Origin of the sequence: Streptomyces sp. ME19-01-6 (assembly GCF_033793745.1) — a bacterium.
In the GTDB taxonomy this organism is placed as follows: domain Bacteria; phylum Actinomycetota; class Actinomycetes; order Streptomycetales; family Streptomycetaceae; genus Streptomyces.
The window spans coordinates 599,095-625,467 of the sequence record NZ_JARAXF010000001.1 but is presented as its reverse complement, the minus strand read 5'-3'; the positions used below and the strand labels follow the sequence as shown (position 1 = coordinate 625,467).

General features: G+C 69.7%; 23 protein-coding genes and 1 pseudogene. 15 read left to right on the top strand and 9 right to left on the bottom strand.

Annotated features, from left to right (window positions below; genetic code table 11):
* The first annotated feature begins 28 nt into the window (after window positions 1–28).
* From PV419_RS02915 to PV419_RS02885, 7 genes are all read left to right on the top strand, one after another.
* Window positions 29–1,063 carry a zinc-dependent alcohol dehydrogenase gene (locus tag PV419_RS02915; protein ID WP_319686021.1) on the top strand — a complete coding sequence of 345 codons (1,035 nt, stop codon included), beginning with the start codon at window positions 29–31 and terminating at the stop codon, window positions 1,061–1,063.
* A 228-nt stretch (window positions 1,064–1,291) separates the two neighbouring features.
* Entirely contained in the window at window positions 1,292–2,290 is a 999-nt protein-coding gene (locus tag PV419_RS02910) for a hypothetical protein (protein ID WP_319686020.1), read from the top strand.
* Window positions 2,291–2,326: 36 nt separating this feature from the next.
* Window positions 2,327–3,442 (top strand): multiple monosaccharide ABC transporter substrate-binding protein, encoded by a 1,116-nt coding sequence (chvE, locus tag PV419_RS02905; protein WP_319686019.1) that lies wholly within the window; start codon window positions 2,327–2,329, stop codon window positions 3,440–3,442.
* Window positions 3,443–3,459: 17 nt separating this feature from the next.
* Entirely contained in the window at window positions 3,460–5,022 is a 1,563-nt protein-coding gene (gene mmsA, locus PV419_RS02900) for a multiple monosaccharide ABC transporter ATP-binding protein (protein ID WP_319686018.1), read from the top strand.
* Entirely contained in the window at window positions 5,019–6,251 is a 1,233-nt protein-coding gene (mmsB, locus tag PV419_RS02895; protein ID WP_319686017.1) for a multiple monosaccharide ABC transporter permease, read from the top strand. The genes mmsA and mmsB overlap by 4 nt, the downstream gene beginning before the upstream one ends.
* Window positions 6,252–6,312: 61 nt before the next feature.
* On the top strand, window positions 6,313–7,503 hold the full coding sequence (locus PV419_RS02890; protein WP_319686016.1) for an aldose epimerase family protein: 1,191 nt from the start codon (window positions 6,313–6,315) through the stop codon (window positions 7,501–7,503).
* 65 nt (window positions 7,504–7,568) lie between these two features.
* Window positions 7,569–11,456 (top strand): trypsin-like peptidase domain-containing protein, encoded by a 3,888-nt coding sequence (locus PV419_RS02885; protein ID WP_319686015.1) that lies wholly within the window; start codon window positions 7,569–7,571, stop codon window positions 11,454–11,456.
* A gap of 121 nt (window positions 11,457–11,577) precedes the next feature.
* Here the strand turns inward: PV419_RS02885 and PV419_RS02880 are convergent, their stop codons facing one another.
* A complete protein-coding gene (locus PV419_RS02880) occupies window positions 11,578–11,787 on the bottom strand; it encodes a DUF397 domain-containing protein (protein WP_319686014.1) in 210 nt (69 codons plus the stop codon).
* Complete coding sequence (locus PV419_RS02875; RefSeq protein ID WP_319686203.1) at window positions 11,784–12,623, bottom strand: helix-turn-helix transcriptional regulator; 840 nt, start codon at window positions 12,621–12,623, stop codon at window positions 11,784–11,786. Before PV419_RS02875 ends, PV419_RS02880 begins: the two co-directional genes overlap by 4 nt.
* Before the next feature lie 93 nt (window positions 12,624–12,716).
* On the opposite strand from PV419_RS02875, the gene PV419_RS02870 reads away from it, so the two are divergent.
* The 3 genes from PV419_RS02870 to PV419_RS02860 all read left to right on the top strand — a co-directional run bounded on the left by PV419_RS02870 (window position 12,717) and on the right by PV419_RS02860 (window position 13,522).
* Complete coding sequence (locus tag PV419_RS02870) at window positions 12,717–12,869, top strand: hypothetical protein (RefSeq protein ID WP_319686013.1); 153 nt, start codon at window positions 12,717–12,719, stop codon at window positions 12,867–12,869.
* Window positions 12,866–13,138, top strand: a complete 273-nt coding sequence (locus PV419_RS02865) for a hypothetical protein (protein ID WP_319686012.1) — start codon at window positions 12,866–12,868, stop codon at window positions 13,136–13,138. Before PV419_RS02870 ends, PV419_RS02865 begins: the two co-directional genes overlap by 4 nt.
* A gap of 93 nt (window positions 13,139–13,231) precedes the next feature.
* Window positions 13,232–13,522, top strand: a complete 291-nt coding sequence (locus tag PV419_RS02860; RefSeq protein WP_319686011.1) for a hypothetical protein — start codon at window positions 13,232–13,234, stop codon at window positions 13,520–13,522.
* 3 nt (window positions 13,523–13,525) lie between these two features.
* Here the strand turns inward: PV419_RS02860 and PV419_RS02855 are convergent, their stop codons facing one another.
* The 4 genes and pseudogenes from PV419_RS02855 to PV419_RS02840 form a co-directional block, all read right to left on the bottom strand.
* Window positions 13,526–14,350, bottom strand: coding sequence for an EI24 domain-containing protein (locus tag PV419_RS02855; protein ID WP_319686010.1), 825 nt, complete (start codon window positions 14,348–14,350; stop codon window positions 13,526–13,528).
* 114 nt (window positions 14,351–14,464) lie between these two features.
* Window positions 14,465–15,665 (bottom strand): annotated as a pseudogene (locus PV419_RS02850) (RNA-guided endonuclease InsQ/TnpB family protein).
* A gap of 244 nt (window positions 15,666–15,909) precedes the next feature.
* On the bottom strand, window positions 15,910–16,914 hold the full coding sequence (locus PV419_RS02845) for a pectate lyase (protein WP_319686009.1): 1,005 nt from the start codon (window positions 16,912–16,914) through the stop codon (window positions 15,910–15,912).
* A 488-nt stretch (window positions 16,915–17,402) separates the two neighbouring features.
* The gene (locus tag PV419_RS02840; RefSeq protein WP_319686008.1) at window positions 17,403–18,056 is read right to left on the bottom strand and encodes a helix-turn-helix domain-containing protein; all 654 of its coding nucleotides are present in this window, start codon (window positions 18,054–18,056) and stop codon (window positions 17,403–17,405) included.
* A 130-nt stretch (window positions 18,057–18,186) separates the two neighbouring features.
* Here PV419_RS02840 and PV419_RS02835 point away from each other — a divergent pair, with 130 nt between their 5' ends.
* The 3 genes from PV419_RS02835 (at window position 18,187) to PV419_RS02825 (ending at window position 21,385) form a co-directional block, all read left to right on the top strand.
* Entirely contained in the window at window positions 18,187–19,149 is a 963-nt protein-coding gene (locus PV419_RS02835) for an alpha/beta hydrolase (protein ID WP_319686007.1), read from the top strand.
* 200 nt (window positions 19,150–19,349) lie between these two features.
* Window positions 19,350–20,366 carry an NAD(P)-binding domain-containing protein gene (locus PV419_RS02830; RefSeq protein ID WP_319686006.1) on the top strand — a complete coding sequence of 339 codons (1,017 nt, stop codon included), beginning with the start codon at window positions 19,350–19,352 and terminating at the stop codon, window positions 20,364–20,366.
* Window positions 20,367–20,617: 251 nt separating this feature from the next.
* A complete protein-coding gene (locus tag PV419_RS02825; protein ID WP_319686005.1) occupies window positions 20,618–21,385 on the top strand; it encodes an intradiol ring-cleavage dioxygenase in 768 nt (255 codons plus the stop codon).
* A gap of 289 nt (window positions 21,386–21,674) precedes the next feature.
* Here PV419_RS02825 and PV419_RS02820 read toward each other — a convergent pair whose 3' ends face one another.
* Both PV419_RS02820 and PV419_RS02815 read right to left on the bottom strand, forming a co-directional pair.
* Window positions 21,675–21,911, bottom strand: coding sequence for a hypothetical protein (locus PV419_RS02820; RefSeq protein ID WP_319686004.1), 237 nt, complete (start codon window positions 21,909–21,911; stop codon window positions 21,675–21,677).
* Window positions 21,904–22,923, bottom strand: a complete 1,020-nt coding sequence (locus PV419_RS02815; protein WP_319686003.1) for a helix-turn-helix transcriptional regulator — start codon at window positions 22,921–22,923, stop codon at window positions 21,904–21,906. The genes PV419_RS02820 and PV419_RS02815 overlap by 8 nt, the downstream gene beginning before the upstream one ends.
* 112 nt (window positions 22,924–23,035) lie before the next feature.
* On the opposite strand from PV419_RS02815, the gene PV419_RS02810 reads away from it, so the two are divergent.
* Complete coding sequence (locus PV419_RS02810; protein ID WP_319686002.1) at window positions 23,036–23,743, top strand: SDR family oxidoreductase; 708 nt, start codon at window positions 23,036–23,038, stop codon at window positions 23,741–23,743.
* A 23-nt stretch (window positions 23,744–23,766) separates the two neighbouring features.
* Window positions 23,767–24,399 carry a DsbA family protein gene (locus PV419_RS02805; protein WP_319686001.1) on the top strand — a complete coding sequence of 211 codons (633 nt, stop codon included), beginning with the start codon at window positions 23,767–23,769 and terminating at the stop codon, window positions 24,397–24,399.
* Here the strand turns inward: PV419_RS02805 and PV419_RS02800 are convergent.
* Entirely contained in the window at window positions 24,383–25,942 is a 1,560-nt protein-coding gene (locus PV419_RS02800) for an alpha-N-arabinofuranosidase (protein WP_319686000.1), read from the bottom strand. The two genes, PV419_RS02805 and PV419_RS02800, sit on opposite strands and share 17 nt — an antisense overlap.
* Window positions 25,943–26,373 lie beyond the last annotated feature (431 nt).

Genomic DNA, 26,373 nt, shown 5'->3' with positions numbered 1-26,373 from the left:
CCCCGGGCGGGGCAGGAACGGAGCAGATGTGAGCGGCACAGAAGACGCCCTCGTACTCGACGGGCCGGGCAGCCACCGGCTGGAGACCCGCGCCGTGGCCGAGCCCGGTCCCGGGGACGCGCGGGTGCGGGTGCACGCCTCCGGGATCTGCGGCAGCGACCGCGAGATCTACCAGGGGAACCGGCCCGAGGGGTACGTCCGCTACCCGGTCACCCCCGGCCACGAGTGGTCGGGCACGGTGGAGGCCGTCGGGGCCGGGGTGCCGGCGGCGCTGGTGGGCCGGAAGGTGGTCGGCGAGGGGTTCCGCAACTGCCAGGTGTGCGATCGCTGCCACGCCGGGGAGACCACGCTGTGCACCGCGGGGTACGAGGAGACCGGCTTCACCCAGCCGGGCGCGATGGCCACCACCCTCACCCTCCCCGCCCGTCTGCTGCACCCGCTCGCCGACGACGCCGACCTCTCCGCCGCCGCGCTGCTGGAGCCCGCCGCCTGTGTCGCGGCCGCCGCCCTCAAGGCGAACGCCCAGCCGGGCGAGCGGGTCGCGGTGGTCGGCACCGGCACCCTCGGCATGATCGCGGTCCAGTTCCTGGCCGCGGCCTCCCCCGCCGAGTTGCTGGTGGTCGGCACCCGCCGGGACCGGGAGGAGCTGTCGCTGTCCTTCGGCGCGACGACCTTCCACACCCGGGGCGCGCTGCCCGAGGGCGAGGCCGGCACGTACGACATGGTTATCGAGACCGCGGGCTCCGCCTCGGCGGCCCGGGACTCCGCCGCGCTGCTGCGGCGCGGCGGGCGGCTCGTACTCACCGGCATCCCGGCGGCGGGCGCGGACGGCCTGGACCCCACCGACCTGGTGGTGCGCCAGATCGAGGTGCAGACGGTCTTCGGGGCCGCGCCCGCCGCGTGGGCGCACGCCGTGCGGGTCTTCGACGCCGGGCTGCTGTCCCTGCTGCCGCTGGTCTCTCACGAGCTGCCGCTCACCGCATTCGGCGCCGCGATCGATCTGGTCGGCAGCGGCGATCCGAAGGTCGGCAAGGTTCTGCTGCACCCGCAGGGCCTCCCGTAGCCGCGCGTCGGTACGGGCCGCCCTGACGCGGCCCGTACCGACGTGCACCCAATCACCCGAATGTCGTTCGACCACGCGGCGGTAGCCGCATCTCGATACAGACGAACAAATCTCATGCGTCAGACGACACCAGACAACCCCCCGCACCACCCAGCCCCGGACGACGACGTGCCGGGCAGCACCGCAGCCGGACGCCGAAACACCGGCCATCACTCCACAGGGAGCACCGTGACCGCCGCCTCAGCCACCACCTCCGGCCCCCGCCGCCCCGCCGACGCGGCCCTCGCGTCGCTCGGCCACTCCGCACCCGCCGCCGACCCCGCCGACACCTCTCCGCACTCCTTCCCCGACGGTGGCACCTGGCGCACCGAGATCCCCTCCGTGGAGGGGCCCGAGGCGCTGGCCACCGTGTTCAAGGAGGCCGGCCGCCTCGATGTGCCGATCCACCGGATCAGCCAGGGCAGCGGCGTCTGGATGCTCACCGACTCCGAGATCACCGAGATGGTGGAGTCCTGCGCGGAGCGCAACGCCGAGCTGTGCCTGTTCACCGGCCCGCGCGGCACCTGGGACATCGGCGCCGCCACCCGCACCGACTCCGGCGGCGGCGGCCTGCGCGCCCGCGGCCATGACGCGGTCGCCGGCTGCGTCGAGGACGCCCTGCGCGCCGCCTCGCTGGGCGTCAAGTGTCTGCTGGTCGCGGACGAGGGCGTGCTGTGGCTGCTGCACCAGCTGCGCGAGCGCGGCGAGCTGCCGGCCGACACCACCTTCAAGCTGTCCGCGCTGATCGGCCCGGTCAACCCGGCCTCGTTCGCGGTGTACGAGCAGCTCGGTGCCGACTCCATCAACATCCCCTCGGATCTCACGCTGGAGCACCTCACCGAGATCCGCCGGGCCTCCCGCGCCCCGATGGACTTCTACGTCGAGGCCCCTGACGACCTCGGCGGCTATGTCCGGATATATGATGCCGCGGAGCTGATCCGTCGCGGCTCCCCCATCTACCTGAAGTTCGGGCTCAGCAAGTCCCCCGGCATCTACCCCTACGGCGCCCAGCTGCGCGATCTCGCGCTGAACAGCGCCCGTGAGCGGGTACGCCGCGGCCGACTCGTGCTCGACCTGCTCGCCCGGCTGGGCGCGGACGGCGGGATGTCCCCGCTGGGCTCCCGGCTGCCCGGCCCGCTGCGGCGCTTCGCCGCGGGCCAGGCACAGCCCGCGCCCCAAGAATCCTGAGCCACGGACGCACAAGGGAAGGAAGACCCGATGATCATGCGCAAGGCAAGAGCGGTGCGAGCCTTGGCGGCCCTCGCCGCCCTGCTCACGCTCTCGCTCACCGCCACCGCCTGCGGCCAGGAGGCCGTCGGCGGCAGCCGCTACAAGGGCGGCAACAGCAACACGATCGGCATCGCGATGCCGGTCAAGTCCTCCGCGCGGTGGATCGCCGACGGCAAGAACATGGTCAAGCAGTTCCAGGCTGCGGGCTACAAGACGGACCTCCAGTACGGCGAGGACGACGTCCGCACCCAGGTGGCGCAGCTGGAGAACATGGTCACCAAGCAGTACAAGCTGCTGGTGATCGCGCCGATCGACGGAACCGCGCTGACCGATGTGCTCCAGAGCGCCCATGACGCGAACATACCGGTGATCTCCTATGACCGGCTGATCCTGGGTTCGAAGTACGTCGACTACTACGCGACCTTCGACAACTTCAAGGTCGGCGTGCTCCAGGCCTCGTACCTCGTGAACAAGCTCGGGCTGCCCAAGGACAAGGGGAACAAGAAGGGCCCGTTCAACATCGAGCTGTTCGCCGGGTCGTCGGACGACAACAACACCCGGTACTTCTTCAACGGCGCGATGAGCGTGCTCAAGCCGTACCTGGACGACAAGCGGCTGATCGTCCGCAGCGGCCAGACCAAGCTCAACCAGCTGTACACGGCGAAGTGGAGCGGCAAAGACGCCCAGGACCGCATGGAGAACCTGCTCAACAAGGCGTACAGCAACGCCAACGTGGACGCCGTGCTCTCGCCGTACGACGGCATGTCCATGGGCATCCTGTCCGCGCTGCGGGGCGTCGGCTACGGCACGAAGGACAAGCCCTACCCGGTCGTGTCCGGGCAGGACGCCGAGCTCCCCTCCGTGAAGTCCATCATCCGGGGCGAGCAGACGCAGACCGTCTACAAGGACACCCGCAAGCTCGCCAAGGCCACCGTCCAGATGGCCACCGCGAAGCTGAACGGCGGCAAGCCCCAGGTCAACGACACCAAGTCGTACAACAACGGCAAGAAGGTCGTGCCGGCCTATCTGCTCAACCCGGTCAGCATCGACAAGTCCAACACCCAGCTCCTCGTGAAAGAGGGCTACTACACCGCCGGCCAGCTGAAGTAGGGATGGAGGCCGGGACCATGAACCACATTCTCGAAATGCGCTCCATCACCAAGACCTTCCCCGGTGTCAAGGCGCTGTCCGACGTCAACCTCCGCATCCGCGAGGGCGAGATCCACGCCATCTGCGGGGAGAACGGCGCCGGGAAGTCGACCCTGATGAAGGTGCTCAGCGGGGTCTACGCGCATGGCAGCTACGAAGGGGAGATCCATTTCCAGGGGGAGGTGTGCGCGTTCAAGGACATCAAGGCCAGCGAACAGCGCGGCATCGTCATCATCCACCAGGAACTGGCCCTGATCCCGTACCTGTCCATCGCCGAGAACATCTTCCTGGGCAACGAACACGCCAAGGGCGGCCTGATCAGCTGGAACGAGACCCTCAAGCACGCCAAGGCGCTGCTCAAGCGGGTCGGGCTGACCGAGTCCCCGCAGACGCGGGTCGCCGACATCGGGGTGGGCAAGCAGCAGCTCGTGGAGATCGCCAAGGCGCTCTCCAAGGAGGTGAAGCTGCTGATCCTGGACGAGCCGACCGCGGCGCTCAACGACGAGGACAGCGGCAAACTCCTGGACCTGCTGATGGAGTTCAAGGCCCAGGGCATCTCCTGCATCATCATCTCGCACAAGCTGAACGAGATCCGCAGGGTCGCCGACTCCGTCACCATCCTGCGCGACGGCCAGACCATCGAGACCATCGTCGTCCGCGAGACGCCGGAGTCGGAGCCGCAGGTCTCCGAGGAGCGCATCATCCGCGGGATGGTCGGCCGGGACCTCGACCACCGCTTCCCCGAGCGCACCCCGTACGAGGGTGACGACGCCTCCGAGGTGGCCATGGCCATCGAGGACTGGACCGTACGCCACCCCATCGACCAGCAGCGCAACGTCGTGGACGGGGTGTCGCTGAACGTGCGGCGCGGCGAGATCGTGGGCATCGCCGGCCTCATGGGCGCGGGCCGCACGGAACTGGCGATGAGCGTCTTCGGGCGCGCCTACGGCCGGTACACCGGCGGCCGGGTCTACCGCGACGGCAAGGAGGTCCGTACCCGCACCGTCCCCGAGGCGATCGAGCACGGCATCGCCTACGTCACCGAGGACCGCAAGCACTACGGGCTCAACCTCGAGGACACCATCAGCCGGAACATCTCGCTCTCCTCGCTGGCCAAGGTGGCGCGCCGCGGCGTGGTCAACGAGCACGAGGAGTCGCGGGTGGCCGAGCGGTTCCGCAAGACGATGAACATCAAGGCCCCCACGGTCTTCGAGCACGTGGGCAAGCTCAGCGGCGGCAATCAGCAGAAGGTCGTCCTGAGCAAGTGGATCCATGTGGGTCCCGAGGTGCTCATCCTCGACGAGCCCACCCGTGGCATCGACGTCGGGGCCAAGTACGAGATCTACACGGTCATCAACGACCTGGCGGCACAGGGCAAGGCCGTCGTCTTCATCTCCTCGGAGCTGGGCGAACTGCTGGGAATGTGCGACCGGATTTACACGATGGCGGCTGGGCGGCTGACCGGGGAGGTTCCGCGGGCCGAGGCGACTCAGGAGGTACTGATGCGCCACATGACCAGGGACAGAGGAGACGAAGGATGAGCACGGCGACCCAGGACATCAAGAACCCGGCCCCACCACCGGCCGACGGCTCCCCGGGCATCGGGACGCTGCTGGTGCAGAGCCTGCGGGCCAATGTGCGCCAGTACGGGATGCTGGTGGCGCTCGCGCTGATCATCGTCATCTTCCAGATATGGTCCGACGACATCCTGCTGCGGCCGCTCAACGTCACCAACCTGGTGCAGCAGAACGGCTACATCCTGATCCTCGCGATCGGCATGATGATCGTGATCATCGCGGGGCACATCGATCTGTCGGTCGGATCACTGGTCGCGTTCGTCGGCGCCCTGGCGGGCGTGCTGATGGTCAACCACGACGTGCCCTGGCCACTCGCGGTCGTCCTCTGTCTGCTGGTCGGCGCGGTGGCCGGGGCGTGGCAGGGCTTCTGGATCGCGTACGTCGGGATCCCGTCCTTCATCGTCACCCTGGCCGGCATGCTGGTCTTCCGCGGCGGCACCCAGATCCTGCTGGACGGGCAGTCCCTGTCGCCCTTCCCGGAGGGCTTCCGGGAGATCAGCATCGGCTTCATCCCGGAGATGGGCCCGTACACGCAGTACCACAACCCCACCATGGTCATCGGCCTCGCGGTGTGCGCGGCGGCCGTCTGGCAGGAGTGGCGCAGCCGGCAGCAGCGTGCGGCGTATGAGCTGGACGTCATGCCGCTCGGCCTGTTCTACGTCAAGTGCGCCGCGATCGTGGCCGCGGTGATGGCCTTCGCCATGACCCTGTCCAGCTGGCACGGCGCACCGGTGGGGCTGCTGATCCTGGCGGGCCTGCTGGTGATCTTCAGCTTCGTGATGCGCAACACCGTCGTCGGACGCCATGTGTACGCCCTGGGCGGCAACCAGCCGGCGGCCAAGCTGTCGGGTGTCCGGGACAAGCGCGTCACCTTCATGGTGTTCGTCAACATGGGCCTGCTGGCCGCCCTCGCCGGCCTGGTCTTCACCGCCCGGCTGGGCTCCGCCACCCCGAGCGCGGGTCTCAACTTCGAGCTCGAGGCCATCGCCGCGGCCTTCATCGGTGGCGCGTCGGCGAGTGGCGGCGTCGGCACCGTGCTGGGCGCGATCATCGGTGGTCTGGTGCTCGGTGTGCTCAACAACGGCATGTCGCTGGTGGGCATCGGGACCGAGTACCAGCAGGTCATCAAGGGCCTGGTGCTGCTCGCCGCGGTGGGCTTCGACATCTGGAACAAGCGCAGGGTCGGTTCATAAGCCTTCCCCATGTCTACTCAGTTCTCATTCTGATGAAGCTTCGATGGAGCCGCATATGAGTATGAGCACGAACAGGCGCACGGTCATCACGGCGGCCGCAGCCGCGGCCGCCGGGCTGGCGGCCACGGGCACCGCACACGCGGGCGACCGGCAGGGCGCCGCCGCACACGCAGGAAACGCAGGAAAGGGCGGCGGACGCGCGGTGAAGGAACACTTCGGAACGCTGGCGGACGGCACCAAGGTCGACCGCTGGACGATCGAGAACGGCCGTACCCGGCTCTCCGTACTGACCTACGGCGGCATCGTTCAGTCCCTGGAGGTCCCCGACCGCCACGGCCGAGTTGCCAACGTCTCGCTCGGCTTCGCCGACCTGGACTCGTACGTGGCCGGCAGCCCGTACTTCGGCGCCCTGATCGGCCGCTACGGCAACCGCATCGCGAACGGCAAGTTCACCCTCGACGGCCACGCCTACCAGCTCCCCGTCAACGACGGCCCCAACAGCCTGCACGGCGGGGACAAGGGCTTCGACAAGCGGATCTGGTCCATCGAGCCCTTCGAGGACGGCGGCAACGTCGGCCTGACCCTGCGCCGCGTCAGCCCCGACGGCGAGATGGGCTACCCCGGGAAGCTGACGGTGCGCGTCGACTACACCCTCACGTCGACGGGCGACTGGCACATCGACTACGAGGCCACGACCGACAAGCCCACGGTCGTCAACCTCACCAACCACACCTACTACAACCTGGGAGGCGAGGGCACCGGCTCCATCTACGACCACCGGCTCCAGATCGCCGCCTCCCGCTACACCCCGGTCAACAAGACCCTCATCCCGACCGGCGAACTGGCGAAGGTCGCCGGCACGCCCTTCGACTTCCGCCGGTCGAAGGCGGTCGGCCGGGACATCCGGGAAGCACACCAGCAGGTGCTGTACGGACAGGGGTTCGACCACAACTTCGTCCTCGACAAGGGCATCACGAGCCGTCCCGAGCACATCGTGACGGTCAGCGAGCCGGAGTCCGGACGAGTGATGCGGATCGCCACCACCGAGCCTGGTGTGCAGTTCTACTCCGGCAACTTCCTGGACGGCACGCTGGCGGGCACGTCGGGGCAGGTCTACCGGCAGGGCGACGGCTTCTGCCTGGAGACCCAGCACTTCCCCGACTCGCCCAACCAGCCCAGCTTCCCCTCCACGGTGCTGCGACCGGGGCAGACGTACCGGTCGACGACGGTGCACTCGTTCTCGACGCGCTGAGCACGTCTTTCTCTCCCTCCCACCCCGCGCGATGGCCTTAGAGTGCGGGGCGGGAGGGAGATCGCATGGCGGGTCTGGACCCTGACCGGGTCGCGGAGGTCATCGTCGAGCGCGGTGGCGGGCGGCCGGGTGAGCGGGGATCGGGGTATCTGGTCACCGGTCGTACGGTGCTGACCGCCGCGCATGTGGTGCGTGAGGCCACCGCCGTCCGCCTCCGCTTCAGGGCCGACCAGCCCGGGGGGTGGAGCGCGGACGGCGTTGTCGTGTTCGCGGCCCCGGACATCGACGTGGCGGTGGTGTCCCTCATGGACACCCCGGACCTGCCTCCCGTCCCACCGGTCACCTTCGGCAGGCTGGTGGCCGCCGACGGCGAACTCCGCTGCTCGATGATGGGTTTCCCACGCTTCAAACTCCGCGAGGACGCGCCCGCGTCGGGCTCGCGATTCCGGGACGCCCACCATCAGCAGGGCACCGTCTCCCCCTGGTCCAACACCCGCCAGAAGACCCTGTCCATCCGGGTCGACGCCCCCGCCCCTGACCCCGACCCCGAGGTGTCCCCCTGGGAGGCCATGTCGGGCGCGGCGGTGTGGAGCGAGGGGCATCTCATCGGCGTCGTCGTCGAACATCATGCGTCGGAGGGCCTGGGACGGCTCACGGCCTCACGCGTGGACCGCTGGCACGAGGCGCTGAGCGAGGCGGAGTCGGCCCAACTCGCGCTGTTCACGGGCTTTCCCACCCGGCGGGAGGGGCTGCGGGAGGTCCGCGTGCCCGCCGGGCGCGCGGGGCAACGGGAGGAGGCCATACGGGCCCTGCTGAGCGCCGAGCGCACGGACTCCGACGTCCAGCCCTACCGCTTCCTCGATGCCGACGCTCCCAGTCTGGAACGGGTCTATGTCCACCAGCGGGTGGTGGAACACACCGAAGCGGCGGCCCCCGAGCCCGTCCCCGCCGAGGACATCCTGGACCTGCACCGGCATGTGCTGATCGAGGGCGAGGCGGGAGCGGGCAAGTCGACGTTCACGCAACGGGTGGCGCGGCAGGGCGCGGAGGCGCCCGGGGCGCAGGAGCACGCCGTACGCATCCCTGCCGTCGACCTGACCCACGGCGCCCCGCTGCCCGCCCTGCTTCGCGACTCGGTGCAGCGGCGGCTGGGAGGCCACCTGGGGACCGAACTCCCCCGCGACCTCTTCGAGTCGGTCGGCGACGGTGGCTGGCTCCTCTTGGTCGACGGCCTGGACGAGATCGTGGACACGGCGGCGCGGCGGCGCGTGATCTCTATCGTGGCGGCCAACGCGTCGGGGCCGTACCGCTGGGTTGTCACCACTCGCTTCCTGCCCGCGCACGAGCTGGCCCCCTTGCGGGATGCGGGCCTCGCCTCGTACGCCCTCGCCCCCTTCGACGATTCCCAGCTCCGCGAACTGGCCCACCGCTGGCTGGACGGGTACGGCGAGCGGGCCGAGGCTTTCCTGCTGGAGGTCGAGCGCAGCGGGCTGCGGCAGTTGGTCCGTACGCCCCTGGTCGCGGCCATCACCCTGTCCATCTTCCGCCGCGCCCCGGAGGCCGGGCTCCCGACCGGGCGGCCCGGCCTGTACCAGGAATGCGTCGGCTATCTGCTCAGCGGTCGTCCTGGGGAGGAGGACCGGCGGGCGGGGCTGCTGCGGGCCGTGGCTCAGGCGGGCGGCTCACGGCGGCTCGCGGAGTGGCTGTACGGCGCGCGTGTTCGGCTCCTCACGGCGCTCGCCCACAACACGCTGACGGCTGACGCGCCGCTGCTGGAAGAGGCACTGCGGTGGATCGCGGAGCACGCCCCCGAGGCGACGGACTTCCTGCACGGCTGGCGCGAGGTGGTGACCGGGCTGCTGAGCGGCACCGGGTTGTTGCTGTACCAGCGGGGCTCCGGCGAGCTGCACTGGGCTCACCGCAGCTTCGCGGAGTACCTCGCCGCACATGACACGGCGAGTCGGCTGCCCGCCGACTGGCCGGGGGCGGAGCCGCTGCGGGATGAATTGGTGCGGCAGGCACTGCGCGGGGAGCGGCGCGACTTCGGGGTGCTGGCGATCGCGTGCTGGGCGGGGCGGGCGGGGGTGTCCGAGGCAGAAGGGCTGGTGCAGTGGCTGCTGTGGAGCAGTGACGACTACGACCTCTTTGGCCAGCACCAGCGGGTCGTCATCATCTTGGGCGGGCACAGCAGCGTTCCGGACGACCACGCGGCACTGGCCGGGCGGCTGCTGGCGGAAGGGGTACAGGTGTCCGATGCCCTCACCACCTCGGTCCTGAACCGGCTGCTGGAGAGGGCCGGCTCCACCTGGCACGCAGAGGAGTTCTGCGGTCTGATCGCCGTCCAGCCCACGCGTGACGCGGCATACCAGGGCCTGGTGACCATGGCCGACAACGATCGGCTCAGCATCGTCGCGCGCTCAGGTGCCGTCGTCGCGCTCGGGCGCATCTTCGGTTTCGATGCCGCACTGGCAAAAGCCGAGCGACTTCTGACGTCGCGGGAAACCGAGCAGACGACTTATACGTCATCGAACTTTGCGAGACTCCGGAGCGGTGCGGTCAGTGAAGGACGGATCGTCGCGGCGTACTACTTGCTGGCCCTGGGCAGTCGGATCCACGGGCCCGTGCGACGCGTGCTCACCGATGTGTCACTGCCGGCCGACGACGAACTGGGGCGTTTCCTCCTCGGCAACTGCGCTGTCGCGCTGGGCGACACGGTTTCGCTGCTGCGCCTGCTGGACCTGTCCCCCGACGGTGGCCGACTGCCCGATGAGCACGATATGCGGCTCCTGATCCAGGCGGGTGCGTATGGCACAGCGGACTCCATGACCCACGCGCTCTTCGCCATGGTCGAGGATCCCCCGCCCAGTAACCGCCCCTTGTGGAGGGACGAGCGGGAGTACCACCTCGAGGACATCGTCCGGGCTCTGTGCGCCGCTGCCGAGGCGTACTTGTGCGCCGGACGGGATGAGGCGGCCGCAGCTGTCGCACGGCGGATCCTCGGGGCTTCTCTCCCCTCCGACGAGTTGGACGCCGCCACCCCGTACACGGTGTTGGCGCGCCTCGGCGAGCCGGGCCCGGCCCTCGCCGCACTGTGCCGCCCTCCCGGCAAGGACGGCACCCCACCCCCGCTGTACGGACCCAACTGGGCCGAAGTCGCCCACACGCTGTATGGCGAGGGTTATGTCGACGAGGTACGGAGCGCTGTGGAGGCCCGGCTGGCCCATCCCACTCCCTTGCCCGAAGCGGTGGAGATCGCCAAGTACCTCCTTGATGTCGGCGACGCACGCGGGCCGGAGGTGCTATTGACCATCGCCAACCACCCCGATACTGATGTCTCAACTGCGCTGCGCGCGGTCCAGTACCTGCTTGGCGGAGAGTTCCACGCGGCGGCGGTCGACACGCTCATCTCGCTGTCCCGGCGACCGATATCGGCGGGCAGGGGACAGGACATCGCCCGGCTCCTCACCGGTGCGGGGGTCGAGAGCGAGGCCAGTCGGCTCGCGCTGACCCTGGTGCGCGCGTGCCTGGACCATCCCGGCACCCGGGGGACGGCGCATCTCACAGAACTCCTTCGGCTGCTGTCCGCTCTCCGACCCGAGGAGGGACGGGCCCTGCTACTCGAAGCGGCCACCTCCCTCCACCTGCCCGCGCAAGTCCTGACGGATCTGGCCCGGCTGCTGGAGCGGTGCGGCGAGATCGGCAGGGCGGCGGCCGCGTACCGGCACGCACTTGGTGTCCGCGCGGGCCACACCGACCTCCGCCATCTGCACGGGGTCAGGGAGGCCGTGGACGGGCTGCGCTCGCTCGGTGCTCCCCTCACCCCGGAGGACATCTCCGCGCTCCGGACCGTGTACGCCTCGCTCGCGCCGCCCGGCACCCCCTTCGTACGCCGTCAAGACGTCGAGTGGCTGGCCGCCCTGCTCGATCAGCTCACCGAAGGAGACGAGGGGTAGGCCGCCGTACGGTCGACGACGGTGCAGTCGTTCTCTACGCGCTGAGCACCGCCCATCTCCCTCCTGTCCCGCGCGACGGCTTCGCAGCGCGGGGCAGGAGGGAGTTCGCGTTGCCTCGTGGTCAGGCGGCGGGGAACTCCCCGCCCTTGACGGCGGCGACGAACGACGACCAGGCGGACGACTCGAAGGTGAGCGCCGGGCCGTGCGGCTCCTTGCTGTCACGGACGGGGACTATGCCGCGCGAGGCGACGAGGTTGGCGGCGACCTCGACGCAGGCGCCGCCGTTCGAGCTGTAGGAGGACTTGAACCAGCGGGGGGATTCGGTCGTCACGGGGTGCCCTTTCGTACCTGCTCGATCATGGCCACGGATTCTGTCTGTGACAGGGCTTCGGCCTGCAACTGATGGTAGGCCGACAACGTGGCCAGAACGTGAGTGGATTCGCGGTCCAGGTATCCTCGGGCTTGTGACTCCGCGTAAGCCATCATGGACCGATCCGACATCGTCAGCAGGTAGACGGGCAAGTTGAACGGTCGTCGCTCGCCTATGTCGTACGGAGCAACCTGAAGATGGGAGTTCGGCAACGCAGCGATCTCCACGAGGTGTTGCAGCTGCTCGCTCATGACCTCGGCTCCGCCGACTGGACGTCGGATGCAACTTTCATCCATCACCACAAGCATCGTGGGCGGCCGGGACCGTACGAGTGCCGTCTGCCGCTCCGCCAGAACCGAGACTCGTTCAGCTGCTTGTTCGGGCGTGATGGTGCCCCGGCGTACATCACCATCTGCCAGCGCCCGTGCGTACGCGGGTGTCTGAAGCAAGCCGGGAATGATCCCAACCTCAAACACCCGGATCTCTACCGCCTGGGCCTCGTACCCGACGTACTCCGGGAACCCCTCCAGCAGACTGCCGTTCCGGAGCTCCCCCCACGCGCGTTCAAACGAGTCTGAGGTCCCGGTGAGCCCGAGGGCCGTGTCCGCGCACCGCGAGAACCGGCGCGTTGGCGGTTTGCAGCCTGTTTCGACCGCCGAAACATGCCTCCCCGAGTAGCCCATCCGCTCACCCAACTGGTCCTGAGTCCAGTCGCGCGCTTCCCGCTTGCTGCGTAAACGCGCGCCGTAGGCCGCTTGGGGTGAGGCGTCCGGGTTCAACTCCTTCAGGTTTACCAATGTGTCCTCCGTGCCTGGAATGTTGAAGACACCCGACCTGTAGACCACGCTGGGTGCTCCCAGTAGTGGAAACACTACGGAGAGGAGCGATCGATGGCTGGCGAAACCACAAATCCGCCAGGACAGGCCGACGAGCAGCAGGGGCAGCAGGGCGGCGACGACCGGCCGACCCTGGAGGAACTGCTGCAGCAGTCGGTGGCCCTGGGCGAACAGATCGCTCAGCATCTGGCGCGGGGGTCGAAGTGAACCGCGCGGACTGGACCACCACCCTGCCCCGGCTCACGGTCGGCATGGTGGTCTACGACCGGCACTACGACATGCCCGCGACCATCGCCGACTTCGACGGCCCGATGGTCTGCCTCACCCGCCCCACCGGCCTCACATGGCGATCGCACTGTGCCTCGGTGCGCCCCGCTACGCAGTACGAGCGGCGGCAGCTACGCGCCATCGCCAAGCTTCACGCCCAGCGCCAACGAGGCATGGCCGGGACCGGCCAAGATCGCCATTTGCGGTGAGTATGAGACGACGACACGCCGTGGCGTCGGCGTGTCGTCGTCTCATACTCACCGCAAAGTCATCACGCAGAGCACTTCGCCGGAGTGAGCCCCATGGCAGATGGCCCCTGGCACGCCGTATGGACGTTCATCAGCACATCCGGCGTCACCACAGGAAAAGCCGACCGCACACGGTATTTCGATATCCGCACCGCCATCTTCAAAGCGGCCTCCAAATCGCTACGGGACCTGGCCCACGAGGAAACCGCCGAGAGAGACGAGCCCTGGAAACTCCTCGTCGCAGCCCTGTACTCCGAGGCGATGCTGTCGGCTGATGAAGTCGGCGAATGGCGGTACACGAGTCCGGATGGCTGGGCGAATGTGATAATTCGCTTCAGCCCGTAGCCGCTACGGCTGGGCCCCGGAATAAGGCGCCGCAGGGTAACCCGGCTGCGAACGGTCGTCATCCCCGTCCTCATCGTCGTCCGCCCGCGCCTCCTCCCCCATCAGATCCCGTACGAACAGCGTCGCCCCCGCCACCGCACCCGGCATCAGGAACACCGCCACCAGCGGCAGCAGGAAGGCCAGTGCCAGCGGGACGCCGAAACCGAGGGTGAACATCCGGCGGCCCCGCAGCAGCCGGCGCCGCTCCTTCACCAGCACCCCGCGCCGCAGCAAGGCAATCGACGTGAGCTCTTCGGTGAGGAAGAAGCCCGTCACGCAGAAGGCGAGCACCGGGATCACGGTCTGGCCGATCACCGGCACGAAACCCAGAGCGAAGAACAGCACACCCCACAGCGCGACGCGTATCACCAGCGCGATGGCCTCGCGCAGACCGATCCACAGCTCGCGCCACACCGACAGCCCGGACTCGGGCGCGGTGCCGCACTCGGAGATGTCGACCTGTTCGGAGAGGGATTCGTAGAAGGGCTGGCCGACCAGCAGCGTGACCGCGGTGAAGGTGAGGATGGCGAGGAAGAGGCACACGCCGGCGAAGAGGACGGCGAGTGCGCCCCGGAAGACGTCGAGCCACGGCGAGGGCCAGCCGTCGGCGAAGGGGGTGGCCCAGTCGATGACGTCGTCGGTCCAGAAGAACAGCGCGACGAGCGCCGCCGCGTACCCGACGAGGGTGATGAGGGCGGGGATCATCCCGAACCACCACCACCGTCCGTGCCGGGCGACCCAGCGCTGCCCCTTCATCAGATAGCCGAACCCGGCCGCAAGATCACGCATGGGGCCGTAGCTTACTGGGGGCGGGGGAACCCCTACCAAGGTGCATACGGCGCGTTCCAGCGTTGGTGTGGACGTTTTGGAGTGTTCTCCCCGATGAATCCGGGAGATTCCCTTCTACCTTGCGGTGGCGGGCTTGACGCGGCGTGCGCGCCTGACGGCTGCCCTCCCGGCAGCCGGGACGAGCGCGAGGCCCATCCGTACAGGTGCAAGATGTTCCGGGCTCCGTTGTGGTCGGCGTTGCCCACCCAGCCGCAGTCGGGGTTCTTGCACACGAACACGGCCTGGGACTCCCGGCTGCCCGGGGTGGTGACCCCGCACATCGAGCAGCGCCGGGAGGTGCCGGGGGCGGGAACCTTGTGCAGAGCGGCGCCCTGGCGGGCGGTCTTGTACCTCAGTAGTTCGACCGTGCGCCCCCATGCCTCGCCGCTGATGGCGCGGTTGAGGCCGGACTTCTGGGCGACGTTCTTCCCCGGGCTGTCCACGGTGCCCTTGGCGCTCTTGACCATGTTCGTGATGTTCAGGTCTTCCACCACGACCACGCTGTACTTCGCGGCGATGGCGGTGGTGGCCTTGTGCTGCCAGTCCAGGCGTCTGCGCTTGGCTCTCGCGCGGATCCCCGCGATCTGGTCATAGGTGCTCTGCAGGCGGCGAGAGGTGCGCTCTCCCCGTTTGCGGAGGCTCTTGCGGTGCGCGGCCCGCTGCTCCAGCCGGACCAGCTTGGCCTGTTCCTTCCCGGTCAGCCATGCGTGGTGGTCGTGTGCCGTGCCGTCGGAGAGAGCGAGCGGCACGGTGACGCCCACGTCAATGCCGACTTCGGGGCCGGTGTGCGGCTCGGGTTCGGGTTCGAGGGTCTGGACGCGGAAGGCTATGTGCCAGCCGAGCGCGTCCTTGACCAGCCGGGCCCCGGTGATCCGGTTCTCGGCGCCTGCGCGCTTTCCCACGGGCAGGTCTTTGGTCCAGCGGAACCGGACCCGGCCGATCCTGGGGATGTTGACCATGCCCCAGCGGCGGTGCACCCGGGTGATGCACAGGTCCCGGCCCTGGGGATGTCCACGGACATCACCGTGCGGAAGCGGGCCTTGAACCCGGGGGCACCCGCGCGGCCTTCCCAGCAGTTCCTCCATGCCCGGAAGTACGTCTTGAGCACAGCCTGGGCCGCCTGAGCGGGCAGATGGGCGAGCCAGTCGATCTCCTTGCGTGCCTGCCGGATCGCCGCGTCCGCCGCCGCGAGAGACCGCTTGTCTCTGGGCAGCATCGTCCACCAGTCATGCAGCAGATTCCACAACGCGCGGGCCGCGTGCGCCTGACCATCCATGAGCTGGACCTGCGCAGGCGTCAGCGCCAGCCGGGCACGATACCCGAACTGCCGCTTCACGCATACACGTTCCGTAGTCACACGACTACGCTATCACTGGGTTTTTTGTCGCCGCGCTGGATTCCAAGTCTCGACGTAGGAGGGTGATGCCCGAGGATGACAGGGAGCACCGCCCCGCCGGAGCCGGCTCCGGCGGGGCGGTGCGGGTGTGGGGGGTGCTCAGGTGGTGCTCACGGGGTGGTGCTCAGATCTTGCCCGCCCCGGCCTGCCCCGTCACCGTCGAGACGACCGACGACGCGGGCTCGGCGGTGTACGAGTACGGCGGCTTGGTGAAGCTGCCGGTCTGGGAGATCTCGGTGGCCGCGCCACCCAAGTCGTTGCCCCGCGCCACCGCGTATCCGTCCACGTCGCTGCTGCGGTTGGTCGTGATCGCGATCTTCGTGTCGCGGAACACGTTGTTCTCCACCAGCATCTGCGCGCCCATCCGCGAATGCACGGCCGTGTCCGCGCCCTGCACGTAGTTGTCGTAGAAGTGGCCGGTGCCGAACCGCAGGCTCGGAATCCGCGAGTAGACGTTCGTGAACCAGTTGTGGTGGTACGTCACCTTCAGGTGACCGGTGTCCTCACTGGCGTTGTTGTCGCTGTGTCCGACGAGGCTGCCCTTGAAGTGATTGGCGAACTTGTTCCAGGACACCGTGACGTTGTCGGACGCGTGGGTGATGTCCAACAGGCCGTCGTAGTAGTCCTTGTCGTGGTCGCGGTCGGCCGAGAAGGTGTTGTGGTCGATCCACACCTTGGTGGACTTCTGCACGGTGATCCCGTCGGCGGGGGCGACCGGCTTGCTGATGTTCAGGTTGCGGATGACGATGTTGGTCTTCTCCTTCAGCCGCAGCCCACCACCGGTGAACCCGGACGAGGAGCCCACGCCCAGCACGGTGGTGTTGGATCCGACGTCCACCTGCCCGGAGAGCGAGATGAGGCCGGACACCTTGACGACCTTCGCGCTGTCGCTCGCGACGGCGCTCTTGAAGGCGGCCAGGGTGGTGACGGTGGTGGCGGAGGCGTTTCCGCCGCCGGTGGTGCCCGCGCCGAAGCCGATCGGCGAGGTCTCGGCCGTGACGGCGGTGTCGCCGGACGGCGCGCCGTGGGCGGAGACGGCCGAGACGGTGCCGAGGGTGAGCGCGGCCACGACGCCCGCGGCGAGGGCGGTCAACTGGCGCCGGCGGAGGATGGTGCGGTGTTCTGACATGGGGGGAGTCCTCTCGTTGCGAGAAGATCTCCACGCGGGAGGGGAGGCAAGCGCTTGCTGAAGAGCGGCAAGCACGCTGGTCGCTAGGGCCGGTGGAGATCGCCAAAGGTGCGGCTCTGACGTGTTCTCTGACGTGTTTGACTCTGCTGCCGAGCGGGTGGTCAGTCCGCGCCAGCAGAGGGTAGCTACCGAGAACGAAGCTAGTAAGCGCTTGTAGTGATGTCAACGCCTTTGCGCCACCGTACTCCTGGTCCCCGAACTTCACGACCGAGTGGCACAGCTCCCTTCCAAGGCTCGTCGCGCGGTCGTCGACACTCATTCATGCACACAAAACGGCCCCAAGTACCTTCACCCGGCAGCAGCTCCCAAGCACAGCGACGACGTGACGGGCATGAGTGAGGGCGGGTAGCGGCGGGCCGTAGCTTCGGATGCCCCGTGCGCCGACCGGAGTCCGACGACGGATCGCTTCGCGCCGGCGACCCGCCACGTCAGGGGACCTGGGCCTCGATGTGGGCGAGTTGGGCGGCGAGGATCTCCTCGAACGCAGCGCGGCGGTCTGCTCCGAGGGGGCGGACATCGCGGGCGAAGTGGGCCAGTGTGGGGAAGCGTTCGGGGTCGGCGCCGAGCACTGCGACACGGAACAGCTCCATGCCCTGTTCGTACTCCTTGGGGGCGATGGCGCCGATCCCCGCCTCGGCGGCGATCAGCGCGGCGAGGAGGATCACGATGCGGTGGTATCGCACCGGGACCTCCTCGTCGGGCAGGCCGGACGCGCGCAGGGCCTGCAGCAGCTCCTCCATGACCAATCGGGATCCGGTGCCGCCGGATGCATAGCGTCCCCACACCGCGGCGAGCTGGGATTGCTCACCGAAGGCCTCGCGTAGCCGCAGGGCCAGGGCGGTGACGCGCTGCTTCCAGTCGCCCTCGGGGCGGTAGCCGTCCATGGCGGCCAGCAGGACTCGGTCGGCGACCGCGCGCAGCAGTTCGGTCTTGTTGCGGAAGTGCCGGTAGAGGCTGGAGGAGTCGGTCCCGAGCGCTGCGGCGAGTTTGCGCACGCTGAACGACTCGGCGTCGCTCGTGCGTAGCAGTTCCGCCGCCGTGTCCAGGATCTCCTCGGTCGACCATCGCCTTCGGCCAGTCATCTCGCCCCTCTCGTCCGGACTCAGCCTAACCCATGCACTTGCTGATGCACGCACCGCGTGCATAATGAGGGCAACGCACTGTCCGACCGCAATGACACGCCCGGCATCCGGCCGGGGGGGAGAAGGAGAGATGAGCGAAGCCGCTGCCGTGACGCGGCCGCCGGAGCCGGACTTCTCGGTGATCACGACCGAGGAACTGATGGCCTACCGCGACGCGGAGAACCGCTTCCGGGCCTCCGGCGCGGCGCGTGCGATCCTCGGAGAGCCGGACCCCGGCGCCGCGATCGATTGGCAGGAGATCGCGCTGCCCGGCCGCGACCTGCCGGTCCGGGTGTACCGGCCGGCCCCGGCGGCAGACGGCGAGGCCGCAGCCCGGACCGACCTTCCACTCGTGGTCCATGTCCACGGAGGCAGCTTCGTGGGCACGGCGGTGCAGTGCGACTGGACCAACAGCCACCTCGCCGTCCGACTGCCCGCGCTCGTCGTCTCGGTCGAGCACCGCCTCCTCACTCCGGACAGCCCGCTCGCGAACGCCGCCGACGACGGCTGGGGCGTGCTCGACCACGCGGTCCGGCACGCCGCGCAGTGGGGCGTCGACCCGGCGCGCACGGCCGTCTTCGGCGAGAGCTGCGGCGCGCTGATCAGCGCTCTGACGGCCATCCGGGCCCGGGAGGCCGGCCTGGAGCTCACGGCGCAGGTGCTGGTCAACCCCGCAGTCGACGTGACCGAGACGATGTTCGACTACGCCTCGATCGCCGAGTACGCATACAGCCCGGCCCGGGCCCTGCCGCAACTGCGCCTCTTCCAGCGGCTCGCCGTCCCGCCGGGAACCGACGCCGGCGCCCTCTCGCCGCTGTACGTGGACGACCTGAGCGGGCTCGCCCCGGCACTCGTGGTGGTGCCCACCCAGGACGCGGTCGCCGACCACGGCCGCCGCTACGCCGAGCGGCTACGCGAGGCAGGGACGCCCGTGCGGCTTTCCGAATACCCGGGCGCGAAGCACGCGTTCCTCGCCATGCCCGGCGTGGAACCACAGGCCGAGGCCGCCCAGGCGGAGATCCTCCAGTTCCTCCGCGCGGCCCTGGCCACGTGACGGAGGGGCGATACCCCCCACCCTTGGACCCGACGGCCCAGCGGTCTCCCGAATCGGCCTCGGCTGCATGAGCACCCGCGGCAGCGACGTCATCCCCATCCCCGGCAGCTTCCGCCGCCGCCCCCGGCACCGGGGCCCAGGGGCCCGATACGGCGACCACGGCATCGCCCTGATCGACCAGCGAAGAGAGAAGCACCCTGATGACGAACCCACCCCATGCACGAGGGGCGCTCGGAGCGATGTACGCGGGCCTTGCGCTCGGCGGCCTCGCCTGGCTCACGACGGCCTGGGCCGTCAAGGCAGGCAAGCGGTGCGCCCGCCCCGCCACGACCGTGATGTTCGTGACGTCCACTCCGTACGCCTCCGCACACGAGGAGCCGACGACAACCATCCCGACCGCACAGACCCGCACCACCACGGTTCACGACCACCACACCATGGAGGAAGACACAGTGCAGCGCATCGGCATCATCGGAGTGGGCGAGATCGGCCGGGCCATCGTCGAGGGCCTGCGCAACGGGGGCGGTGCGTCGCCGGAGCTCTTCCTCTCTCCCCGGGGGGCCCGCACCGCCGCCGAACTGTCCGAGCGCTACGGGGGCGTCCATGTGTGCGCCGACAACCAGGAGGTGGTGGACCGCGCCGAGCTGGTGGTCATCGCCGTGCGCCGCCAGGACCACCACGAGGCACTCACCGGGCTGAAGGTGGACGACGGCCAGGTCGTGGTCAACCTGATCGCCGGCGTCGCCACCGACGACCTGCGCCGGACCCTGGCCACCGGCGCCCCGATCGTCCGCGCCATCCCGCTGCCCGCGGTGCGCGAGCGCCGCTCCGTCACGGTGACCTGCCCCTCGCACCCGGTGGTGGACTCCCTCTTCGAGCAACTGGGCGGCGCGCTCCCCGTCGCGGACGAGGCCGCCTTCAACGTCTTCTCCGCACTGACCGGGACGCTCACCGCCCACTATGCCTACCTCGCCGCGCTCACCTCGTGGGCCGCCGACCACGGCATCGTCCCCGACGCCGCCGACCACTATGTGCGCGGCCTCTTCCAGAACGTCGGCCGCTCCCTGGGCGACGAGACCCGCCCCCTGCACCGACTCGCCGCCGACCACGAGACGCCCAAAGGGAACAATGAGCGCATCCGCACCACCTGGTTCGATCCGGCCAACATGGCAGCTCTGAAGAAAGCCCTGGACGACCTCCTCGCCGAGCTGAAGTAGGAGCGTCCGGCTCGGACGTGCGTCCAGGCCGAGAGCGGCGACTGCACTGCACGCCTGTCACAAACGGTCCTTCGCACGAGCGAGATCTACAAGCGTCCGCCCGTCCCTGACCGAGCGTCACTGTGTCGCAGAGAGCTGCTTGTCACTTCGCGGCAGCTTCGGGAGAACAGGTCCTTAAAGGCATGTTGACGCGCGGAGACTTTGCCGAAACCACAGCGGCCACACAGAAAGCCCTTCTATTTTGCGTGCCCATGACAGACTCAACTGCCCCCATCGGGCGCCGCAGAATACTGATCGCCGGTAGCGCCGCCGCCGCGGCCGTCGGACTGGGCGTGGCCGCCACCGCCGGCCGCGCCGAAGCCGAAGCCGAATCCCCCAGGGTCGCCCCCGCGGCGGCCACCGTCTGCACGCTCACCAAGGAGCTCACCGAAGGCCCCTACTACCTCGAACACGCGCTCGTCCGCTCCGACGTCTCGGAGGGCAAGCCCGGAATCCCGCTCCAGCTCGCCCTCACCGTCGTCGACAACGCCACCTGCGCGCCGCTCAACAAGGCGCTCGTGGAGATCTGGTACTGCGACGCGCTCGGCGAGTACTCCGGCTTCGTCGGCAACAACGGCCACCAGGAGCCGGACAACGGCAAGTTCCTCCGCGGCGGCGTGCTGACCGGCAGCGACGGGATCGCCAAGCTCACCGGCATCTACCCCGGCTGGTACCGGGGCCGCTGCATCCACATCCACCTCAAGGTGCACACCGACGTCACGCTCACCTCCGACGGCTCGTTCACCGGCGGCAACGAGATCCACACCGGCCAGCTCTTCTTCTCCGAGACCGTCACGCAGGCGGTCGCGAAGCTCTCCCCGTACTCCACCAACACCGTCCCCCGCACCACCCTCAACGCCGACGGCATCTACGACGGCGGCGGGGCGGCCTCCGGCCTGCTGACCCTCACGGCGCTGGGCTCCTCGCCCTCGGCGGGCTACAAGGGCACCCTCACGGTCGGCGTGGACCCCGACGCCTGACAGTGAGGATGTAGATGGCACCGCTCGGGGGTCTGACCCCTCGCCTGACTGACGCTTCGGCTGTCCTTGGCTGGAACCGTCGTCCTTCCGGGCGGTGCCAGCACGTACCGCGCCGGTCGGGAGCCTGTGACCTCATAGGAGCCCGGCCAAAGGTCCCGTCACTGTCTTGTCCTGCTGCCCGACCGGCACGTGCCACCCCTCGCTGGGCGAACCAGGTCACCGTGGTCGACGTCGACCGCCCGGACCGCAAAGCCCGCCGCGCGAACGGCACATCCGACCCCGTCGACGCCTATGCGGCCGCCACCGCAGTCCTGTCCGGCCGCGCGGGCGGCACGCCCAGGACCCGCGACGGAATCGTGGAGGCCATCCGCTCCCTGCGCGTGGTCCGCCGCTCTGCCGTGAAGTCCCGTACCCAGCCCATCAACCAGATCCGCACCCTGATCGTCTCGGCGCCCGGCGAGGTCCGCGAGTACGGCAGCGAAACGGCAGCGAGCGCGTGTGGCTGGTCCCGACGGGGGTCAGCCACACGCGTCTCCTGTCATCGTCTGCGTACCGATCACCGCGAGCAGGCTCAGCTTGTCGGCCGCGTCGGTGCCCGGGGCGGCGGTCTGAATGACGACGTGCAGGTCGCTGCCGGGGGCGTTGAGGACGTCGCAGTCGAGGACGAGGGGGCCGACGTCAGGGTGGTGGACGGTCTTGGTGTCCATGGTGTGGCTGCCCACCGTGTGGGAGTCCCAGAGCCGGGCGAAGCGGTCGCTGGCGCGGCGCAGATCGGCGACGAGGGTGCGCAGGCGCCGGTCGGAGCGGTAGCGGGCGGTCGCGGAGCGCAGGTCGGCGACGGTGGCGGTCTCGAAGCGGGCCTGTTGTTCGGGGGTGTGGGTCACGCGGTCGGGGCTTCCGGTGAAGTGGCGCCACAGGACGTTGCGCTCGCGCTCCGAGCCTCCGGAGGGGTCGCCGTGCAGCGCGGCGTACAGCTGGTTCCAGGCGATCAGGGTCCACGCCGCGTCGTACACCCCGACCGGGGTGGTCCACATCTGGTCGAGCATGCGCTGGACGCCGGGGGTGAGGTGGGCCGATATCCGGTCGGTGGTCGGCGCGGGCCGGCCCGCCAGCAGGAACAGGTGGCGGCGTTCCGGTTCCGACAGCCGCAGGGCGCGGGCGAGGGCGGTGAGGATCTGCGGGGACGGGGAGGTCGCGCGGCCCTGTTCGAGACGGACGACGTAGTCGACGGACATCCCCGCGAGCTGCGCCAACTCCTGGCGCCGCAGCCCCGGCGCCCGGCGCACGCGTCCGGCCGGCAGGCCGACCGTCGCCGGGTCCAGCCGGTCGCGCCAGCGGCGCAGCGCGCCCGCGAGGTCGCTGGCCGCGTCGTCCCTGACGCCCGCGCCGCGCCCGCCGCCCCCGTGGCCCAGGCCGCCCCCGTGGCCCCTGTCGCCCGCGCCGCCCCCGTGACCGCCCTCGCCCCCGTCGCCGTTCCAGGCGCCGGGCGCGTATCGGCTCACGTCCCCGCCCGGCCCATCGCTCCCCGTCCCGCTCATCGCTCCAGTATCCGGCCGGGGGCGGCGGGCGTCCCGCGCCCAGCCTGGTACCGCTTTTGCCAGGAAGAACCTTGCCCTTCCTGTCCCTTCGCGCCGCGCCGACGCTGAGGGCATGCGAACGACACTGATCACCGGTGCCACCAGGGGGCTCGGCCTGGAGACCGCCCGGCAGCTGGCCGAGGCCGGGCACACCGTCTATCTCGGGGCGCGGGACATCCGGCGTGGCGAGGAGGCCGCGCGGCGGGTCGGGGCCCGCCCGCTGCGGCTCGACGTGACCAGCGAGGATGACGTACGGGCGGCCGCGAAGCTCGTCCGGGAGGAGGCGGGCCGCCTCGACGTCCTGGTGAACAACGCCGGGATCAGCGGGCCCGCCCGCTCCGCCGCCGAGGTCACCGCCGACGACCTGCTGACGGTCTACGACACCAATGTCTTCGGCGCCGTACGGGTCACCCACGCCTTTCTGCCGCTGCTCGAGGCGGGCGAGGCGCCCGTCGTCGTGAACGTCAGCAGCGGGCTGGGCTCACTGGCCGCCGCCGTCGACCCTCCCGCCCATACCTCGTCCGTGCCCGTGTGGCTTCCGGCGCTGGGGTACAGCTCCTCCAAGGCCGCGCTGAACATGGTCACCGTGCAGTACGCCCATGCCCTCCCGCACCTCAGGATCAACGCCGTCGACCCCGGCCTGACCGCGACCGACTTCAACGGTCACGCCGGAAACCGGACGGTCGCGGAGGGTGCCGAGATCATCGTACGGATGGCCACCGTCGCCCCCGACGGCCCCACCGGCGGCTACTTCTCGGCCGCCGGCCCGCTCCCCTGGTGAGCACCCACCCGAAAGGAACGACGATGCCCAAACGCCGTGTTGAGATCGCCCTGGACCTCGCCTGTGTCCGCTGCCACCTCGGCTTCTCCCGCCTCACCCGAGCCGCCCGCCGATACCGCGCCGACGGTGGCGAGGTCGACGTCACCATCCGCCCCTTCCAGGCCGAGCCCGACGCGCCGTCCGCCGGTGAGCCGCTGTTCGAGGTCTGGAGGCGGACCCGTGGCGAGGCGTTCGTACGACAGGTCGCGTCGGACACCTCCTTCGGCGTGGCGGACGGCCTGGAACTCCGCTTCGCACGCGCCCTGTTCACCAACACCTTCGAGGCTCACCGGCTGGTCGCCCGCGCGTCCGCCCAGGGGCTCGGCGAGCAGATGGCGGAGCGGCTGTTCCGCGCGTACTTCACCGACGGGCTGCTGATCTCCGACCGCACCACCCTGGCCCGGCTGGCCGCCGAGACCGGGGTGGTGGCTGCCGCCGACGCCGACGGGACCGCTGACGCGGCCGAGCTGCGCGCCGAACTCGACCGCGTGCGCCGGCTCGGCGTCCAGGTGGACACGTTGCCGTACGTCCGCTTCGAGGACGGGACCGTCCTCGAAGGCGCGCAGCCGGAGGAGGCCTACCGCGCGGCGCTGACCGCGCTCACGCCAGCCGGATGACGTTCCAGGACATCGGCTCCAGCGTGGCCCGCAGCACCCCGCCCCGGCCCTCGCCCTCCAGCGCCGTGCCGGTCGCGGCGTGCGGGGTGACGCGCTCCGGCTCGGCCAGGGTGTTGCGGGCCTCGGGGTCGGCGTCCGCGAGGACGCTGTGCTCGACGATCCGGGACACGGGCAGGCCGCGCAGGTCCACCTCCAGCGGCAGCGGGACCCTCTGAGCGCGGTTGACGGCGAAGACGGTGACCTCACCGGTCTCCTCGTCCGCGACGGCGGTGGCGTGCAGCAGCGGCACCTCGCCGTACTTGGCCGTCTCGTACGCCGGGCTGTCGACGTTGACCTGCAGGACCCGCCCGCGTCCGTGGCGGGAGGCCTGCGCGAACGGGAAGAACGTGGTCTGCTTCCAGGCCGGGCCGCCCGGCTCGGTCATGATCGGCGCGATGACGTTGACGAGTTGGGCGAGGCAGGCGACGGTGACCCGGTCGGCGTGGCGCAGCAGCGCGATGAGCAGCGAGCCGAAGACGACGGCGTCGGTGACGGAGTAGTTGTCCTCCAGGAGCCGGGGGGCCTCCTCCCAGTTGGGCGGCTCGGCGCCGTGGAAGCGCGTGAGGTACCAGACGTTCCACTCGTCGAAGGAAAGGTTGATCTTCTTCTTGGACTTCAGCCGGGCGCCCACGTGGTCGCAGGTGGCGACCACGTTCTCGATGAAGGACTCCATGTCGACGGCCGAGGCGAGGAAGGAGTCGCGGTCGCCGTCGAGCTCTTCGTAATAGGCGTGCAGGGAGATGTAGTCGACGAGGTCGTATGCCTCCCGCAGGACCGTCGCCTCCCACTCCGCGAAGGTCGGCATGGCCTGCGAGGAGCTGCCGCAGGCCACCAGTTGCACGTCCGGGTCTATCTGCCGCATCGCCCGCGCGGTCTCGGCGGCCAGCCGCCCGTACTCCTCGGCCGTCTTGTGGCCGGTCTGCCAGGGTCCGTCCATCTCGTTGCCCAGGCACCACAGCCGGATGCCGTACGGGTCCTTGTCGCCGTGCGCGACACGGCGGTCGGACAGGGCGGTGCCGGACGGGTGGTTGGCGTATTCCTGCAGCTCCAGCGCCTCGGCCACACCGCGCGTGCCGAGGTTGAGCGCCATCATCGGCTCGCCGTCGACCTTGCGGAGGAAGTCGATGTACTCGCCGAGTCCAAAGCGGTTGGTCTCGGTCGACCGCCAGGCCAGGTCCAGTCGGCGCGGGCGCTCGTCGGCCGGGCCGACGCTGTCCTCCCACTTGTAGCCGGAGACGAAGTTGCCGCCCGGGTAGCGGATGACGGTGACCCCCAACTCACGGATCAGCTCCAGGACGTCGGTGCGCAGACCGGCCTCGTCGGCGGTGGGGTGGCCGGGCTCGTAGATGCCGGTGTAGACGCAGCGGCCGAGGTGCTCGACGAATGACCCGAACAGGCGCGGGTCGACGTCGCCCACGGCGAAGGCGGGGTCGAGGGTGAAGCGGGCCGGGTGGGCGGGAGCGGGGGTGTCGGCGGTGCGGTTGCTGGGGGTCGTCGGCTGCATTGCGGTGTCTCTCTCCTGCGCTGGCGCGCTGTCACTTGGCCGTTTGTCCGAGATATCGGATGCCGATCGCAACTTCGAACGAGACGGTAAGAGCTCCATTCCCCGCCCGTCAACGCCTCGCGCAGCGCGACAACGGGTGGCCCGACTGCCGGAGGCGCGCGACAGACTTCCTGTGCCGCCATCTGCCCCAGGAGGTCCCCGTGTTGAGCCCCACCGTCGAAGAGTTCCTCGAGCATCCCGAGCACGACGCCCCCGAGGGAGACCTTCTCTCCGAGGACTGGAACGGTCGTCGACCCGGTCACCGGCGCGGTCGTGCACGACGGAACCCATGTGGTGCTGGCGTGGGAGACCGAGTGCGACGGGCGCGGCGCGTTCAGCGTCGGCCGGCAGCGTCAGGGCATTGATCCGGAGCGGGCCGCCGACCTGGACGA

Bases quoted from the DNA above. Each gene is read 5' to 3' on its own strand.
- chvE (WP_319686019.1), top strand. From the start codon at position 2,327: ATGCGCAAGGCAAGAGCGGTGCGAGCCTTGGCGGCCCTCGCCGCCCTG.
- mmsA (WP_319686018.1), top strand. From the start codon at position 3,460: ATGAACCACATTCTCGAAATGCGCTCCATCACCAAGACCTTCCCCGGT.
- mmsB (WP_319686017.1), top strand. From the start codon at position 5,019: ATGAGCACGGCGACCCAGGACATCAAGAACCCGGCCCCACCACCGGCC.
- PV419_RS02890 (WP_319686016.1), top strand. From the start codon at position 6,313: ATGAGCACGAACAGGCGCACGGTCATCACGGCGGCCGCAGCCGCGGCC.
- PV419_RS02885 (WP_319686015.1), top strand. From the start codon at position 7,569: ATGGCGGGTCTGGACCCTGACCGGGTCGCGGAGGTCATCGTCGAGCGC.
- PV419_RS02870 (WP_319686013.1), top strand. From the start codon at position 12,717: ATGGCTGGCGAAACCACAAATCCGCCAGGACAGGCCGACGAGCAGCAG.
- PV419_RS02860 (WP_319686011.1), top strand. From the start codon at position 13,232: ATGGCAGATGGCCCCTGGCACGCCGTATGGACGTTCATCAGCACATCC.
- PV419_RS02855 (WP_319686010.1), bottom strand. From the start codon at position 14,350: ATGCGTGATCTTGCGGCCGGGTTCGGCTATCTGATGAAGGGGCAGCGC.
- PV419_RS02845 (WP_319686009.1), bottom strand. From the start codon at position 16,914: ATGTCAGAACACCGCACCATCCTCCGCCGGCGCCAGTTGACCGCCCTC.
- PV419_RS02840 (WP_319686008.1), bottom strand. From the start codon at position 18,056: ATGACTGGCCGAAGGCGATGGTCGACCGAGGAGATCCTGGACACGGCG.
- PV419_RS02835 (WP_319686007.1), top strand. From the start codon at position 18,187: ATGAGCGAAGCCGCTGCCGTGACGCGGCCGCCGGAGCCGGACTTCTCG.
- PV419_RS02830 (WP_319686006.1), top strand. From the start codon at position 19,350: ATGACGAACCCACCCCATGCACGAGGGGCGCTCGGAGCGATGTACGCG.
- PV419_RS02825 (WP_319686005.1), top strand. From the start codon at position 20,618: ATGACAGACTCAACTGCCCCCATCGGGCGCCGCAGAATACTGATCGCC.
- PV419_RS02815 (WP_319686003.1), bottom strand. From the start codon at position 22,923: ATGAGCGGGACGGGGAGCGATGGGCCGGGCGGGGACGTGAGCCGATAC.
- PV419_RS02810 (WP_319686002.1), top strand. From the start codon at position 23,036: ATGCGAACGACACTGATCACCGGTGCCACCAGGGGGCTCGGCCTGGAG.
- PV419_RS02805 (WP_319686001.1), top strand. From the start codon at position 23,767: ATGCCCAAACGCCGTGTTGAGATCGCCCTGGACCTCGCCTGTGTCCGC.
- PV419_RS02800 (WP_319686000.1), bottom strand. From the start codon at position 25,942: ATGCAGCCGACGACCCCCAGCAACCGCACCGCCGACACCCCCGCTCCC.